Raw genomic sequence first — 14,408 nt, 5'->3', positions numbered from 1 at the left:
CCGCCCCCCGCTGAGGGCGTCCAGACGCTACCGGCCTTCCTCGTCGAGTTCGAGGTCGGCGACGATTTCGTACGGCGACGACCCCTTCCGGATACCGTCGAGGATGGCGAACGCCTCCCTCGGCGAGAGGAACTGCCGCGTCACGGCGAGTCCGAGCGGCGTCGGGTCGAGGCCGTCGATGAAGCCCCACTCAAGGAGCTTTCCCACCGCGTGGGTCGTCGGCACCTCGCCGAGCATCCGGCTGTTGAGCGCCTTCGCCTTCTTGCCGGCGACGACGATGTTCGCCAGCGTCTCTTCGACCGCCGAGGACTGGTCGTACACCGTCCGGACCTCCTCCATCTCGCCTTTGAGGAGCTTGAACGCGACCTCGTCTTCGGTCATCTCCATCGTGTTGTGATAGCTCGCGTCGGGTTCGACGAGCAGGTAGACGACGCCCTTGTCGTGGTAGTCGGGGCGGCCGGCGCGGCCGAGCATCTGGCTGAACTCCTGGACGGAGAGCCACTCGATGCCCATCGCCAGCGTGTCGAAGATGACCTGCGACGCCGGGAAGTCGACCCCGGCGGCGAGCGCGGCGGTCGTCACGACGGCCGCGAGGTCCTGATTGGCGAACTGTCGCTCCACCCGCTTTCGCTGGCCGTAGTCGAGGCCGGCGTGGTACGCCGCGGCGTTGTAGTCCATCTTCCGGGCGATTTCGTGACACCGTCGCCGCGAGTTGGTGAAGATGATGGTCTGACCGCGGTAGCCCTTCGAGGACTTCGAGTCGAACGCCTGCCGAACGAGGCGGTTTTCGATTCGCGGCTTCTCCTGCCCGTCGGCGAAGGTGACGTGGCGCTCGATGGGGACGGGGCGGTCCTCGTACTCGACGAGGTTCGCCCGGAGGTTCTGTGCGAGCCACTTCGGGTTGCCGACGGTCGCAGAGAGGTAAATCCACTGCGCGCCGCCGTAGCTCTCGCGGCGCTTCGCGCGGGCCTCGCAGTAGTGTTTCAGGCGGGCTATCATCCCGTCGAGGCGGTGGCCGCGCTCTTCTTCTTTCAGGGTGTGGACCTCGTCGATGACGACCGTGCCGATGTCGCCGAGGTCCTTGCCCGTCCGGAGCGCGTGGTCGATGCCCTCGTAGGTGCCGACGATGACGTCGGCGTTCGGGTCGAATCGGTTGCCGTCGTCGTTGATTCGGCTCGCGCCGACGCGGATGGTCACCTTGCCGAGGTGGCCGTAGCGCTCCTTGAAGTCCTCGTGCTTCTGGTTCGCGAGCGCGACCAGCGGGACGAGAAACAGCATCTTCCCGTCGTCGTTCAGCATCCGGTTGATGCCGGCGAGCTCGCCGACGAGCGTCTTCCCGGTCGCCGTCGCGCTCACGACGAGCTGGTCGTCGCCGTCGAGCAGCCCGTTGTCGATGGCGAGGCTCTGGACGGGAAGCAGGGTGTCGAAGCGCTCGGTCAGCATCGACTTCAGGTTCGGGTGGAGGTCGAGCGTGCTCGTCTCGACCAGCTCCACGTCCTCCGTCGTCGCGCTGATGGTGTCGAACTTCGTCAGGTCGGGGTCCAACTCGCCCTGCAGTAAGTTCGTGATGCGGGTCAGGTCGCCCGTCTCGTAGAGCAGTTCCTCCAGGCGCTCTTGGGCGGCCTGCGTGAGCCCGCCCGCGAAGGAGAGTTCGCCCTCCAGTTCTTGGACGGCGCAGTCGCGACAGATGTGCTCGTGTTCGGCCTTGATGGCCGTGTCGTCGGTGATGGGCGAGTACCGGCCGTTGACGGCGCAGCGGCGGCAGGTCCGCACCGTCAGCGCCTCCAACTGGTAGCCGTCGAGCATCTCTTTCAGCTCGTCGCGGCCGTCCTTCGGCGTCTGTTGTGAGATGCGGATGCGGGCGGCCGACCGGGCGAGTTCGACGAACTGACTCGGGTCGCGCGGCGAGTCGTCTCCCTTCCGAGTCACCAGAAAGCGCAGGGGTCGAGGCCCCGCGTTCGTCTCTTTGAGTTCGAGCTTGCCGCGGAGCACCCGCTTTCCGTCCCGGCGGGCGACGACGAGGTAGTCGTCTCCCGTCTGGTGGAGAAAGAGCGTGTCGACGCGGGTGACCTGTTTAGACACGGTGCCTGCTACGGCGACGTGGTATTTCAGCGATTCGCCTGCGAACGCTCAGGCTCGATAGCGACCCACACGCGGCTTCGTACGCTGGCCGCCGCGGCCGCCGCGTCCCCGGCCACGCTCAGGCGTCGGCGTCGTCGACGAGCTCGATGGCGTCGTCGCCGTTGGGGACCGCACAGAGGAACGACCCCTCCCCGTCGGACTCGTTTCGGTACCAGTGGACGACGCCGGCGGGAATCAAAAGCGAGTCGCCGGCTTCGACCTCGTACTCCTCGTCGCCGATGCCGACGACGTACCGCCCCGAGAGGACGTACTGCTCGTGTTCGACCTCGTTGGTGTGTTTCGGCACCGTCGCGCCGGGGTCGAGGACGAACCGCCGGATGGCGAAGTTCGGCGCGCCGTCGGCCTCGGAGACGAGGACGCCCTTCGACATCCCGTCGGCCGCGCCGACCCGCTCGTACTCGATGTCCGCGCTCCGCTTGACCACCGGCTCCGGTCGGGAATCGCTCATATCTCCCCGTCGATTGCCCGCCCGCGTAAGCATTTCCCCGTCTCTTCGCCCTGACTGCTTAAGGCCCCTCCGGGGTTACTACGGGTATGCGAGGAATCCGCATCGGTAGCGCCTTCGGCATCCCGATAAAGTTGGACCTCACGTTCCTCATCGTTCTCCCGCTTTTCGCGTGGCTCATCGGCTCGGACGTGACGAATCTCGCGCTCGTGGTCAACGACCTCTTCGGCGCGAACATCGACGGCGCGGCCATCTCCGCGGGGTCGATGCAGTGGATACTCGGAAGCGCGGCCGCCATCGGGCTGTTCGCCGGCGTCCTGCTGCACGAGTTCGGCCACTCGCTCGTCGCCATGCGCTACGGCTACGAAATCGAGTCCATCACGCTCTGGCTCTTCGGCGGCGTCGCCCGGTTCAAGGAGATTCCCGAGGACTGGAAACAGGAGTTCACCATCGCCGTCGCCGGCCCGCTCGTCTCGGTCGCCATCGGCGTCGTCTCCTACGCCGGCTTCGTCTTGCTCCCCGAGTCGCAGGCTCCCGCGCAGTTCGTCCTCGGCTACCTCGCGCTGGTGAACGTCTCGCTCGCCGTGTTCAACATGCTCCCCGGCTTCCCGATGGACGGCGGCCGCGTCCTCCGGGCGCTTCTCGCGCGCAACCGCCCGCACGCGAAAGCGACGCAGATGGCCGCCGAGGTCGGCAAGGTGTTCGCGTTCCTGCTCGGCCTGTTCGGCCTCTTTTTCAACCTGTTTCTCGTCGCGCTCGCCTTCTTCATCTACATGGGGGCGTCCGGCGAGGCCCAACAGACCGTCCTCAAGGCGACGTTCCAGGACGTGGTCGTCCGCGACATCATGACCGGCCGCGAGAACCTCGACGTGGTCGACGAGCGGACCTCAGTCGCGGAACTCCTCGAACGCATGTTCGTCGAGCGCCACACGGGCTACCCGGTCCTCAGAAACGGCAACCTCGTCGGCATGGTCACCCTCGACGACGCCCGCGGCGTCAAGGAGGTCGAACGCGACGCCTTCCGCGTCGACGACATCATGAGCGACGAACTGGCGACCATCTCCCCCGACGCCGACGCGATGGACGCCATCGCGCTCATGCAGGAACGCGGCGTGGGTCGTCTCCCGGTCGTCGACGAGACGGGTGACCTCGTCGGCCTCGTCTCCCGGTCGGACCTCGTCACCGCCTTCAACATCATCCGCAGCCGCGGGTCGCTCGACGCCATGCCCCGGTCCGACGCTGGACTCGCCCAACTCCGCTGATTCGCCGACCGGCTCTCAGTTCTCGGGAGCGTCGCTCCCCGTTCTCTCCTCGCGCGCCGCCGCCACAGCCGCCTCGCTGTCGTAGAGGTCGACCGTCGCGTTCGCCCGGAACCACGCCACCGCCTCGTCGAGCACCGCCGAGTCGCCGCCGGTGAGTTTGATTCGGGTCGGCCCGCCGCTGTTCGGGTAGCTCCCGACCCCCACACCGAATCGCTCGGCGACCATCCCGAGTTCGCGGGCGACGGCACCCTCCGGTGCGTCGGCGTAGCACTCCCGCGACTCCACGTCACCCGCGAACCGCTCGGCGATGCCCTCGAACATCGGCTTCATCTCCGAGGGGATGCCCGGCAGGACGTAGACGTTTCCCGCCCGACAGCCGGGTGCGAGGCCCTCCTCGTTCGGGAGCACCTCGGCGTCGGCGGGCATCGACGCGTACCACTCCGGTTCGAGGTCGAAGTCGATGTCCGGCCGGCGTTCGAGAATCGCCGCGATGGTCGCTTCGACCTGCGTTTCGGCCTCGTCGTTGACGACGAACGCCCGGTCGAGGCCGGCCGCGACGGCTTCCATCGTGATGTCGTCCGGCGTCCCGCCGAGGCCGCCGGTTACGAGGACCGCGTCGAAGGCGGCCGCCCAGTCGGCGACCGTCTCGGCGATGACCCCGTGGTCGTCGGGGACCGTCTGAATCCGCGCCACCGTCGCCCCGCCCTCGGTGAGTCGCCGGGCCAACCACGTCGCGTTCGTGTTCTCGATGTCCCCCGCGAGCAGTTCGTTGCCGACGGTGAGGATGGCGACCTGCATGGCCGGGTCGTAGGACGCCCGATAGAAAGACGTGCTCGTTTCCGGCGTTCCCTTCGGGTTGTCGGCGACGGCCGCGCTATCGACGGTTCGGGGCGGCTCGCGCTCGGTAGTTCGAGCGCGGAAAAGCGAGGTGGACCGGCGGCGACCTGCGGAACCGACCGGTCAGCCCGTCGGTACCGTTGGGCCGACGGGCGCTTCGTTGTCCTCCGGGTCGCCGCGGTTGAGTATCGCGTCGCGGATGCGGTCGAACACCGAGTTGTCCGCGCGGAGTTGGGTTCTCATCCCGCGTGGTATGTTTGTTCATGACACACTTGGGTCTGGTGGGTGGTTCTGCGGACTCGTACACGCGACGCGGCGCTCACCGGTCGAAATGTAGAGAAGCGGTCCCGGTGCGAGAATTGAACGTCGTGAGGTTCCACCTCACGTACTCACGCTCGTTTCCACTCGCGTGAACCCCGGTCGCTCCCTTCAGTCGCTCCCCGGTTCAATCTCGCAGCCATACCTCACCGTAAATTTCGAGACGGGCTCGTACACGCGACGCGGTGCTCACCCGTCGAAATTTAGAGAAGAGGTCCAGGTGCGAGAATTGAACCCGCGTCTCAGCCTCCACAAGGCTGAAGGATAGTCCACTACCCCAACCCGGACACGCTGCAATCCCTCCTAATCCGCTACGACTAAAATACGTTACGCTACGGNCCCGCGTCTCAGCCTCCACAAGGCTGAAGGATAGTCCACTACCCCAACCCGGACACGCTGCAATCCCTCCTAATCCGCTACGACTAAAATACGTTACGCTACGGTCCCGGAATGACAGTACGTGACAGAGGTCGGGCCACCGCCCCCGCGACCCCGCCGACTACTGCACGACGCCGAACGCGTGCGACCACGTGTCTCTGTTTTCGCCCACGCGAACCCACAGGGGGACGAGCGCCTCCAGATATCGGGCGGACTCGATGCCGCCGGCGTCCTCGGCGCCGGGCCAGCCGAGTTCGGTGAGTATCTCCTCGGCCCGAGCCTTGGCGTCGGCGTCGTCGCCGCAGACGAACATCGGCGGCGTCTCCGCCTCGAACTCCGGGTCGACCATCTGGTGGTGTGAGACCGTGTTGAAGCATTTCACGACCGATGCGTCGGGGAGCATCGCCTGCACTCGCTCGCCGAGGGAGTCCGTACCGCCGAACAGGAGCCGGGGTTCGCCGCCGGTGAAGTCGAGCGGGTTCGTGGCGTCGAGGACGAGTTTCCCCGCGAAGTTCGTCACTCCGGCGAGGTCGAGCGCCTCTTTCGCGACGTCGCCGCGGACCGCGAGCACCACCACGTCGCCGTGGGTCGCGGCCTCGGCGAAGCTGCCGACGTCGACGGCGTCGTCGGTTCCGGCGGTTTCGTCGGTCCACGCGCGCAGTTTGTCCGGGCTCCGAGTCCCGACCTTCACGTCCCAGCCGTGGCGGGCGAATCCCCGCCCGAGGGCTTTCGCCACGTCGCCGCTCCCGATGATTCCGATGCGTCTCGTCTCCATTCGTCCCTAGTGGCGCGCCGCGAGCAAGTACGTTCGCGGCCCGAGACGGCCGAACGCGGCTGGGGCTTCGCACGGGAGCGGGACGCTTTTGCCGCGGAGGCCCGAAGCTTCGGGTAGCAGTGGCTATCACGGACAAGATCTACCTCAAAAATCACCGCCAAATCGTCTCGCAACTGGATACGAACATCCCCAAGCGCGTCTTCAGCGGTGCGACCCTCGAAATCCTCTACTCCGGCGAGGGGCTCACCAAGGTGGACGACGCCACCCGCGACCGCCTGCTCGACTTCGCGCAGGACTTCCTCGACTGCGAAAATTCGGACGACATCTACACCGGCTACCCCGAACGCCAGTTCATCGAGTACCTGCTCGAACTCCGCGCGCAGGGGCTCGGCCCCGACGCCATCGTGGACGTGATGAGCGACGACTACATGGTGTACGCCTACCCCGGCGACGTGCTTTCGTTCCTCGACGACGCGGTCCGGACGCTCGAATCGGTCGAGGCGCTCGCGGACGTGGAAGGAGACAGAGAGATGCAGGACGACGCGCGACGGGCGAAGCAGGACCTCGTCGGTCCTCGCTGAATCGGACCCGCTACCGCGAATCGATAACGGCGTAGAGAGCGCCGGCGGTCGGTCGGCTTAGCCGAGGCGGAACGACGGCTCGTCGCCCGTGTCGAGGTCCTCCAGTTGGATGACCTCTTCGACGTCGTCGTGGTCGTTTTCGACCTGCTCGCGCAGGTAGTTCACGTAGCCCTTGTGCTCTTCGAGCTGCTCGCGGAGGTGTTCGGCCTCCAGTTCGAGGCGCTCGTGCTCGCGGATGAAGCTCTTGGGGACCTCGACGGTCGGGGGGAACGACTCGTCTTCGCCCTCGCGCAGTTTCTCGAGTTCGTGTTTGGGGACGACCTGCACCTGACCGTCGTGGGCAACTAACGTGTCCACGTAGTCGCGGAAGACGGCGGACAGGGAGATGTCCCGCTCCTCGGCTATCTCCCGAAGGGTCTCGAACGCGTCTTCGTTGACGCGAAACGAGATGGTCTTGTTCTTGTTGCCCATGATATTCGTCGGTCCGTGGTGAGGCCACTTAATGGTTCGTCAGACGAGGGGTCTCGGGCGTCGTGATTCGTCGCAAAAAGGGGCGTGTGACGGTGGAAATCGGCCGTCAGTCGGCGTTTGATACGTTCGGTGGTCGGCGACCGGTGCGCGTCCCGTTGACGCGCCGGGCCGCGCGGGCGAAACGCCCGCTTACGCGCTCAGCTCGTCGGCTTGTTCGAGGCTTTCGAGTGCGGCGATGGCGGCGCGCTTGTACTCCTCGGGGTCGAGGTCGTAGTGCTCGCGGGCCATCCGCGCGTACTCGTTGCCCTCGTCGTCGAACGCCGCGATGCGGTCGAGCGTCTTGTCGGCGGTCTCCGTCACCCAGCGGTCGCGCGTGGCCGCGTCGACCTCGGTGATGGACTCGGGGCGGACGGAGACGTTGATGCTGCCGTCGTCGGTCTCGTACGTCCGCGGCTTGCCGACGACCGCGACGTAGGCGGGCGCGTCGAGGTCGCGCAGCGCGCTGGCGGCCTCGGGCTGGTACTGGCCGGCGTAGACGAAGAACGTCCCCGTCGGGTCGACGATGCGACCGCGCCAGTACTCGTTGTCCTCGCCGACGTCTTCCTTCTCGGTCAGCGTGCCGACGAGGAAGACGCGGTTCGCGCTCTCTCCCGTCGGGAGCAGCAGGTAGACGGGCGCGCGCTCGTCGTCGGACTCCTTGAACGTGTAACCGGCGTCGTTGAACTCCTGTGCGAAGACGCGCCGGGCGACCTCTCGGGTGGGGATTTCGTTGGAACTCATTTACATCGACCTCGCTTTGATGAGCAGTTCTTCTGCGTCCGCCGGCTCGCTCAGCCGCTCGACTTCGTTGGCGAGCACGTACCGGCCCAGCGTCGGGCCGGTGACGCGGTAGTAGAACCCCACGAGGTCACCGCGCATCTCCTCTTCGACGATGGTGGTGTCGAGGGCGTCCATGGCCATCTGCTTCGCCTCGTCCAGTTCGATACCGGTCAGCTCCTCCGTCATCTCGCGGTTGAAGATGACTTCGTGGACCTCGTCGCCGTCGTCGACGACGGCCTTGATGCGGAGGTCGAACTCGCCTTCGACGCTGCCGTGTTCCGAACAGCGCCCGTTCTGGAGGACGCGCGTGCAGCCCTCCTCGGGACAGCGCTTGATGAGGCCGCTCCCGGACTGGATGTCCACGAGCGCGCCCTCGACGCTGGTCGAGTCGTCGCCGACTTCGATCTCCTCGTCGAGTTCGGTGATGCTCGTCGTCCGGTTGAGCTTCACGGAGAAGTTGCCCTGGTACTCGTCGGTGACGACGTTGCCGAGCGCGTACGACTTCCCCTCTTCGAGTTCGGGGAGTTCGGACGTGGTGAACGAGACGAACTTCATCCGCCCGGAGTCGTCGCCGAGCAGGCCGACCTGCGCGATGGACTCGCTCCGGGGTTCCCAGAGTTCGACGACCTTCGCGCGCACGTCGACCCACTGCTCGTCTTCGTCGATGTCGTTGAGCAGGGTCTGTTCGTTTCCGCCGGAGCCGCCGGCGAGCTCGTCGCGCTCGATACCGGCCTCGTCGAGGTAACTGTTGACGACGCTCCGCCGCGCTTCGTCGACGGGGACGCGGTACTCGGTGACGAGACTCTCTAATCGTTCTTCGACTTCGTCCGCGGACACGTCTAGGTGGTCCGAGAACTGGTCGGCTATCTCAGCCGCATGGGTTCGCAAATCAGTCATGGTCTACCTCGCCTCCACCTTGGTTTCCATTGGGAGGCATACTGACCTTGGATGCGTACTCATATAAAAAGTTGCAAACGGCGCAGTGAAAGTGAACGTCGCGGCCGAGAGCGCGCCAGAACCGCCGCACCGAGCGAGGAATTGATAGCCTCGGGGCACGCACTCGACACCATGGACGACCGCCTCGAAAGCATCATCCGCAGCGCCGCCCGCACCGCCGGCAAGCGCTACGAGGAGGCCAAACGCGCCTATCGAGACGGTCGGGACTCGTCTCCGACGCACTCCCTCCCGCGGGACGCCGAGGGTCGCGCGAAAATCGTCTGCCGCCGCCACGCCGAGCGCCGCGCCGTCGCCGTCGACGCGAAGGGCCGTCCCGCCTGCTTCGACCCCGACCACCCCGACTGTCAGGGCTGTGTCGAGGACATCCGCGAGGGGATGGTCGAGACGTGGTAGGCGAGATGAGTAGTGACATGGTCGGCGACATCGGTAGCGACGCGGTTGGAGACGTGGTACGGTTTTGAGGCTGTAGCGCCACCCTCCGACATGGACCGACCACTCGTCGCGCTCGTCCTCGCCGGCGGCACCGGCACCCGCCTGTACCCCGCGAGCCGGAGCGACCGGCCCAAACAGTTCCTCCCGCTCGGCGGCGACCGCTCCCTCCTCGCCGAGACCGTCGCCCGCGCCGACTTCGCCGACCACGTCGTCGTCTCGACGCGGCCCGCGTTCGCGGACGACATCACCGACCACGCGCCCGACGCCGAGGTCGTGGTCGAGCCCGCGGCCAAGGACACCGGCCCGGCGCTCGTCTACGCGACCCACCGAATCGCCGAGTTGTACGACGACCCGGTCGTCGTCGTCCTCCCGAGCGACCACCACGTCGGCGACGGCTTCGCCGAGGCGATGACCCGCGGCGCGCGCGTCGCCGCCGACACCGGCGCGCTCGTCGCCTTCGGCGTCGACCCGACCCGTCCGGACACCGGCTACGGCTACATCGAACCCGGCGCGGACCGCGGCGGCTACCGCGACCTCGCCGCGTTCCACGAGAAACCGGACGCCGAGACGGCCGCCCGCTACGTCGACGAGGGCTACCTCTGGAACGCCGGGATGTTCGCGTGGACGCCCGAGGCGCTGTTTTCGGCCGTCCGCGACTCGCCGCTCGCGCCCCTCCTCGACGCCCTCGACGACGGGGAGACAGACGCCGGCTTCGAAGCGGTCGAGGGCGTCAGCATCGACTACGCGGTGATGGAGCGCGCCGCGGACGCGGCGGTCGTGCCGGTCCACTTCGAGTGGGACGACCTCGGCTCGTGGGACGCCCTCGAACGCATCGTCGACGCCGACGAGGACGGCAACGTCGCGCTCGGCGACGACCCGGTGTTCGTCGACGCCGCGGACAACGTCGTCGCCACCGACGGCGCGAACGTCTCGCTCGTCGGCGTCTCCGACCTCGCGGTCGTCGCGTGGGGCGACCGCGTGCTCGTCGTGCCGAAAGAAGACGCGCAGAAAGTGCGCGACGCGGTCTCTATCCTCCGCGACCGCGACGCGTTCTGAGACGGGTCGAGCGCCGCGTCAGGCGCTCCGCAGTCGTCCGCCGTCGACCGGGACACAGGCCCCAGTGACGAAGCTCGCGCGGTCGCTGGCGAGGAACGCGACCACGTCGCCGAGTTCGCGCGGGTCGCCGACGCGGCCCAGCGGAATCCCGTCGGACCACGAGTCGAGGCCCTCCTCGTAGGTCTCGTGGTCGCCGCGCTCGACGGCCGCCTCGACCAGTTCCTCGATGCGACTCGTCTCGTGTGCGCCCGGCAGCACCGCGTTCACCCGCACGCCCGGCGCGAGTTCGCGCGACAGCGACTTCACGAGGCCGATGACGCCGCGGCGGACCGCGTTCGAGAGGATGAGGTCGTCGATTACCTCCCTGACCGACGTGGAGGTGATGCAGGTAATCGTGCCCGCGTCGCTCGCTTCGAGGTGCGGCCGCGCCGCCCGGACGGTCCAGACCGCGCTCATGACGAGCATGTCGAACGCGCCGTACCACTCCTGTTCGGTCAGGTCGGCGAACCCGCCCGGCGGCACGCCGCCGGCCGAGGTGACGACGTGGTCGACGCCGCCGAACTCCTCGACGGCTGCTTCGACCAGCGCCTCCACGTCCCGTTTGCTCGTGATGTCCGTCTCGACCCCGAGCACGTCGCCGTCGAGGTCGCTCAGCTCCGATTCGGTCGCCGCGAGGCGCTCGGGGTCGCGCCCGCAGACGACGACGTTCGCTCCTTCGTCGGCCAGCGCCGCGGCGCTCGCGCGCCCGAGGCCGGCCGAACTCGCCGTGACGACGACCGTGTCGCCGTCGAGTCCGAGTTCCATGCGCGGGCCGACGAGCGCCGCGAGCAAAAGCGTGGGCCTCGCGGCACGACGTGGGGTGAACCGAGGACGCCGGCGGTGAGAGCGATTCCAGCGCGGGCGCGCGGTCAGACCCCGTCGGCGTGCCGGCGGACACGGACGCGCCCGTCGCTCGTGACGCCGACGAAGAGCTGTTCTTTGATTTCTCGCCCCTCCACGGCGTCGCCGGCCGCGTCGGAGACGATTTTCATCAGGTCCGGCGCGGTCTGGTTCACTTTCACGCCCGCCTCGTCGCAGGCGTCGTACACCTGCTTGGGCACGTCGTAGAGGTCGCTTCCGGCGGGGACCTCGACGCGGACCGGCGCGGTGAGCGCGTCGACGAACGTCACCGTCTCGCGGGCCTTCTCGACGTTGGCGCGGGCGCTGGCTTCGATGCTGGAGACGTTCGCCCGCGAGGTGCCGAGGAAGTCGGCGATGGTCGACTGGCGGACGTCCCGCTCGCGCAGCGCGAGCACCTCTGCCTGCCTCCGGGTGAGGACGCTCGTCTCCGGGTCGAACCCGGCTCTATCGAGGAGTTCGTCTACGTCGGGGACCGTCTCGTCGTCGCGTCCGGCGTCGCTCATACCACGGGGTAGGTCTCGGGGGTGAAAAAAGATACAGCAGGCTGACTGTCCACGGGACGCCGCCGACGAGTCGGCGTTATTCGCCCCAGAAGTTGTCTCGGCTCCCGAGCGCCTCGGGGCGCTTCGGGCCGTCGCGACCGCTCGATTTGGATTTGGATTCGGTGTCGGCTCCGGTCGCCTCGCCCGTCTCGCCCGTCTCGCTGTCTTCGGCTTCGGGGTCCAGCGGCAGGCGCTCGACGATTTTCTTCGCGCGGGCGTGGCTCCCCTTCACCCGGTCGATGCGGACGATGGCGCGCGCATCCGGCAGCAGTCCGTCGACGAAGACGATGAAACCGTCTTCGGTCCGACCGACTCCCGCACCGCTCTCGTGGATGTCCTCGACGGTGACGATGACCTCCTCGCCCGGCTTGACGGGCTGCTGTTTGAGCTCGTAGATGGGGCGCTCGTAGTGGTCGCACCACTCCGCGCCGCCCCGGTCGCCGTAGTACTGGCACCCCATGCCCGCGATTCGTTCTGAGAAGCTCGGGCAGTCGTCCGCGAGTGGACAGTCGGACATGCGGGGAGGTACACTAGGGGCACTCTAAACGCTTGCGGGTAGCCCGCCGCCCGCCGAAACGCTTTCTGTCGCTCGCCCGAACCCCGCGGTATGGCAGAACGCGTCCCCGAGTTCGCACTCCTCATCGGCGTCTTCCTCGGCCTGTCGGCGACCGTCTCCGCGGCGGTCCTCTCGGGGACGCTGTTTCGCCCACTCCTCTTCGGTGCCGTCGTCTGTTACCCCTTCGCCGCCTTCGGCGTCCTCCGGTCTGACGACCCCTCCGAGGCGCTCCCTCCGCGGGTCGTCCTCGGCCTCGGCGCGGCCATCGGGCTGTTGACCGCGACGACCGCCGTCCTCGAACGCGCCACGGTCGAACCGCTCGATGGCGTGTTCGCCGCGGTGGTGGTCACGCTTCCGCCCGTCGCCTACGCGGTCCGGTTCGGCGCGGACGTGAACCCCCTGTCTCCGGTCCAGTCGCTCGTCTGTTGTGCGGTCGTCGGCGCGGCGTTCCTCGCGCTCGCGCCCCGCCTCGGAACGGTGAGCGCGCTCCTCGGGTTCGTCCTCGGGCTTTCGGGGGCGCTCTACGCCGACGCCCGCGGGTTCCGCCCGACGCACCGTCAACAGCGCGTCGGTATCGCCGCGGGCGCGCTCGTCGGCGTCTCGGTCGCGGGTGCCGGCGTCGCGATGCGTCTCCCGCTCGGTCCGACGACGGCCGCGGCCGCGGCGCTCGCGCTCACGCCGAGTCTGTTCGTCGCGCTCACGAGAACTCGGACGCGGCGGCACCACCGCTTCCGGTCGTGACGCTCGCACTCACTCCGCAAAAATCTGGACCAAAAACGCCCGAAGTCAGGCCAGTGGCGTCCGCTCGACGACCGTGCCGGTCCCACCTTTTTCCGGAGTTCGCTGGCGCTCACTCCGCAAAAATCTGGACCAAAAACGCCCGAATTCAGGCCAGTGGCGTCCGCTCGACGACCGTGCCGTCGTAGGTCGGGTACTGCTCGACGATTTCGCCGTCGTCCACGTCGCCGTCTTCTATCATCTCTTCGAGGAGCCACCACGCGACCTCGACGTGGTTCGACTTGATGCTGTAGAACTCGTCGGGGACGCCGAGTTCGATGAAGCGCTCGGCGGGCGTGTAGGTCTTGCCGTAGACGAGCGTGCCGTCGTCCGTCACTTCGTCGAACGGCCGGCGGAGGTTGCGGGCCATGCGCTTCAGGCGGTTTCGGTGCTGGGCGGCGTCCTTGAACACGGAGGTACAGAAGTAGACGCGCTCGTGGTCGCCCATCTCGTCGAGGATGGCCTCCTTCGAGCCGTCGACCGCCGACATGTGACCGTCCTGCAGTTCGTAGCCCTTCTCCTGCATCCGGCGGTAGTTACCGTCGGACATCTCGAACTCGTTGATGTTGCAGAACTCGGCGGCCCCCTCGTCGAGGAAGTCGAGGAACTCCCGTTCCGCGCGGATGCCCGGAATCTCGAACGCCGGGGTGAGGCCCTCCTCGCGGGCGATGTAGAGGATGTCCTCCCACTCGGTGCCGTGCATGTCGCCCCAGAGTTCGAGCGGCGGGTGGAAGCGAATCTCGTCGAGGCCGGCCTCGGCGAGGCGGCGCATGTTCTCGCGACCGCCCGTGATACCCGTATAGAGGTGGATGTGGTGGTCCTCGCCGAACTCGTCTTTGAGAAGCGAGATGTAGCGGCAGGTCTTGTCGAGCGCCTCCTGTGGCTCGCCGCCGGTGATGGACGAGCCGAGCGCGTCCATGCGTTTCGCCTCTTCGATGACGTCCGCGTCGGACTCGACTTTCCGTTCGTTGGCGTACACGTCGGTGACGTTCTTGCGATTCTCGCCGAGCGGGCAGTAGAAACAATCGCGCTGGTCGCAGTACCCGTAGACGAACAGCACCATCTTGCCGCCCATGGCGCACTGTTCGCATCCCTTCGAGATCATTCGATTACGGAACCGTACTTGGCGCATCGTCAAAAGGCGTCCGACTTTGCCCGGG

16 protein-coding genes and 1 tRNA gene are annotated in these 14,408 nt (G+C 67.3%); 5 read left to right on the top strand and 12 right to left on the bottom strand.

Going from position 1 to position 14,408, the window contains the following annotated elements; genetic code table 11:
• Window positions 1-27 precede the first annotated feature (27 nt).
• A complete protein-coding gene (locus tag C454_RS06045; protein ID WP_004973700.1) occupies window positions 28-2,082 on the bottom strand; it encodes a DEAD/DEAH box helicase in 2,055 nt (684 codons plus the stop codon).
• A 118-nt stretch (window positions 2,083-2,200) separates the two neighbouring features.
• Complete coding sequence (locus tag C454_RS06040; protein ID WP_004973699.1) at window positions 2,201-2,590, bottom strand: cupin domain-containing protein; 390 nt, start codon at window positions 2,588-2,590, stop codon at window positions 2,201-2,203.
• An 86-nt stretch (window positions 2,591-2,676) separates the two neighbouring features.
• Here C454_RS06040 and C454_RS06035 point away from each other — a divergent pair, with 86 nt between their 5' ends.
• Window positions 2,677-3,849 carry a M50 family metallopeptidase gene (locus tag C454_RS06035; RefSeq protein ID WP_004973698.1) on the top strand — a complete coding sequence of 391 codons (1,173 nt, stop codon included), beginning with the start codon at window positions 2,677-2,679 and terminating at the stop codon, window positions 3,847-3,849.
• A 15-nt stretch (window positions 3,850-3,864) separates the two neighbouring features.
• Here C454_RS06035 and C454_RS06030 read toward each other — a convergent pair whose 3' ends face one another.
• The 3 genes from C454_RS06030 to C454_RS06020 form a co-directional block, all read right to left on the bottom strand.
• A complete protein-coding gene (locus C454_RS06030) occupies window positions 3,865-4,647 on the bottom strand; it encodes a competence/damage-inducible protein A (protein ID WP_004973690.1) in 783 nt (260 codons plus the stop codon).
• Between the two features lie 571 nt (window positions 4,648-5,218).
• A tRNA-His gene (locus C454_RS06025) sits at window positions 5,219-5,291 on the bottom strand.
• 212 nt (window positions 5,292-5,503) lie between these two features.
• Window positions 5,504-6,157 carry an NADPH-dependent F420 reductase gene (locus C454_RS06020; protein WP_004973685.1) on the bottom strand — a complete coding sequence of 218 codons (654 nt, stop codon included), beginning with the start codon at window positions 6,155-6,157 and terminating at the stop codon, window positions 5,504-5,506.
• A gap of 119 nt (window positions 6,158-6,276) precedes the next feature.
• Here C454_RS06020 and C454_RS06015 point away from each other — a divergent pair, with 119 nt between their 5' ends.
• Window positions 6,277-6,738: a DUF5814 domain-containing protein gene (locus C454_RS06015; protein WP_004973684.1), complete on the top strand. Its 462-nt coding sequence runs from the start codon at window positions 6,277-6,279 to the stop codon at window positions 6,736-6,738.
• A gap of 57 nt (window positions 6,739-6,795) precedes the next feature.
• On the opposite strand, the gene C454_RS06010 is transcribed toward C454_RS06015, so the two are convergent.
• The 3 genes from C454_RS06010 to C454_RS06000 form a co-directional block, all read right to left on the bottom strand.
• Window positions 6,796-7,209 (bottom strand): ribbon-helix-helix protein, CopG family, encoded by a 414-nt coding sequence (locus C454_RS06010; RefSeq protein WP_004044633.1) that lies wholly within the window; start codon window positions 7,207-7,209, stop codon window positions 6,796-6,798.
• 189 nt (window positions 7,210-7,398) lie between these two features.
• Complete coding sequence (locus tag C454_RS06005) at window positions 7,399-7,989, bottom strand: RPA family protein (protein WP_004973682.1); 591 nt, start codon at window positions 7,987-7,989, stop codon at window positions 7,399-7,401.
• Window positions 7,990-8,925 (bottom strand): replication factor A, encoded by a 936-nt coding sequence (locus C454_RS06000; RefSeq protein WP_004973680.1) that lies wholly within the window; start codon window positions 8,923-8,925, stop codon window positions 7,990-7,992.
• 171 nt (window positions 8,926-9,096) lie between these two features.
• Here C454_RS06000 and C454_RS05995 point away from each other — a divergent pair, with 171 nt between their 5' ends.
• Window positions 9,097-9,378, top strand: a complete 282-nt coding sequence (locus C454_RS05995) for a DUF7091 family protein (RefSeq protein WP_004973677.1) — start codon at window positions 9,097-9,099, stop codon at window positions 9,376-9,378.
• A gap of 90 nt (window positions 9,379-9,468) precedes the next feature.
• Window positions 9,469-10,473, top strand: a complete 1,005-nt coding sequence (locus C454_RS05990) for a mannose-1-phosphate guanylyltransferase (protein WP_004973676.1) — start codon at window positions 9,469-9,471, stop codon at window positions 10,471-10,473.
• An 18-nt stretch (window positions 10,474-10,491) separates the two neighbouring features.
• Here the strand turns inward: C454_RS05990 and C454_RS05985 are convergent, their stop codons facing one another.
• The 3 genes from C454_RS05985 to C454_RS05975 form a co-directional block, all read right to left on the bottom strand.
• The gene (locus C454_RS05985) at window positions 10,492-11,277 is read right to left on the bottom strand and encodes an SDR family oxidoreductase (RefSeq protein ID WP_004973674.1); all 786 of its coding nucleotides are present in this window, start codon (window positions 11,275-11,277) and stop codon (window positions 10,492-10,494) included.
• 104 nt (window positions 11,278-11,381) lie between these two features.
• Entirely contained in the window at window positions 11,382-11,876 is a 495-nt protein-coding gene (locus C454_RS05980) for a Tfx family DNA-binding protein (protein WP_004973672.1), read from the bottom strand.
• 76 nt (window positions 11,877-11,952) lie between these two features.
• A complete protein-coding gene (locus C454_RS05975; protein WP_049904990.1) occupies window positions 11,953-12,432 on the bottom strand; it encodes a TRAM domain-containing protein in 480 nt (159 codons plus the stop codon).
• A gap of 90 nt (window positions 12,433-12,522) precedes the next feature.
• Here C454_RS05975 and C454_RS05970 point away from each other — a divergent pair, with 90 nt between their 5' ends.
• Window positions 12,523-13,212, top strand: coding sequence for a hypothetical protein (locus C454_RS05970; RefSeq protein ID WP_004973668.1), 690 nt, complete (start codon window positions 12,523-12,525; stop codon window positions 13,210-13,212).
• 145 nt (window positions 13,213-13,357) lie between these two features.
• On the opposite strand, the gene C454_RS05965 is transcribed toward C454_RS05970, so the two are convergent.
• Window positions 13,358-14,353 (bottom strand): radical SAM protein, encoded by a 996-nt coding sequence (locus C454_RS05965; protein ID WP_049904989.1) that lies wholly within the window; start codon window positions 14,351-14,353, stop codon window positions 13,358-13,360.
• Between the last annotated feature and the right edge of the window lie 55 nt (window positions 14,354-14,408).

This window comes from Haloferax gibbonsii ATCC 33959 (assembly GCF_000336775.1).
Taxonomy (GTDB): Archaea; Halobacteriota; Halobacteria; order Halobacteriales; family Haloferacaceae; genus Haloferax; species Haloferax gibbonsii.
Note: the sequence above shows the minus strand (reverse complement) of the source record. Positions and strands in the feature narration are given on the sequence as shown.

What these genes read in the sequence shown, in the direction of transcription:
- C454_RS06040 (WP_004973699.1), bottom strand. Translation starts at nt 2,590, where the DNA reads ATGAGCGATTCCCGACCGGAGCCGGTGGTCAAGCGGAGCGCGGACATC.
- C454_RS06035 (WP_004973698.1), top strand. Translation starts at nt 2,677, where the DNA reads ATGCGAGGAATCCGCATCGGTAGCGCCTTCGGCATCCCGATAAAGTTG.
- C454_RS06030 (WP_004973690.1), bottom strand. Translation starts at nt 4,647, where the DNA reads ATGCAGGTCGCCATCCTCACCGTCGGCAACGAACTGCTCGCGGGGGAC.
- C454_RS06020 (WP_004973685.1), bottom strand. Translation starts at nt 6,157, where the DNA reads ATGGAGACGAGACGCATCGGAATCATCGGGAGCGGCGACGTGGCGAAA.
- C454_RS06010 (WP_004044633.1), bottom strand. Translation starts at nt 7,209, where the DNA reads ATGGGCAACAAGAACAAGACCATCTCGTTTCGCGTCAACGAAGACGCG.
- C454_RS06005 (WP_004973682.1), bottom strand. Translation starts at nt 7,989, where the DNA reads ATGAGTTCCAACGAAATCCCCACCCGAGAGGTCGCCCGGCGCGTCTTC.
- C454_RS06000 (WP_004973680.1), bottom strand. Translation starts at nt 8,925, where the DNA reads ATGACTGATTTGCGAACCCATGCGGCTGAGATAGCCGACCAGTTCTCG.
- C454_RS05995 (WP_004973677.1), top strand. Translation starts at nt 9,097, where the DNA reads ATGGACGACCGCCTCGAAAGCATCATCCGCAGCGCCGCCCGCACCGCC.
- C454_RS05990 (WP_004973676.1), top strand. Translation starts at nt 9,469, where the DNA reads ATGGACCGACCACTCGTCGCGCTCGTCCTCGCCGGCGGCACCGGCACC.
- C454_RS05985 (WP_004973674.1), bottom strand. Translation starts at nt 11,277, where the DNA reads ATGGAACTCGGACTCGACGGCGACACGGTCGTCGTCACGGCGAGTTCG.
- C454_RS05980 (WP_004973672.1), bottom strand. Translation starts at nt 11,876, where the DNA reads ATGAGCGACGCCGGACGCGACGACGAGACGGTCCCCGACGTAGACGAA.
- C454_RS05975 (WP_049904990.1), bottom strand. Translation starts at nt 12,432, where the DNA reads ATGTCCGACTGTCCACTCGCGGACGACTGCCCGAGCTTCTCAGAACGA.
- C454_RS05970 (WP_004973668.1), top strand. Translation starts at nt 12,523, where the DNA reads ATGGCAGAACGCGTCCCCGAGTTCGCACTCCTCATCGGCGTCTTCCTC.
- C454_RS05965 (WP_049904989.1), bottom strand. Translation starts at nt 14,353, where the DNA reads ATGATCTCGAAGGGATGCGAACAGTGCGCCATGGGCGGCAAGATGGTG.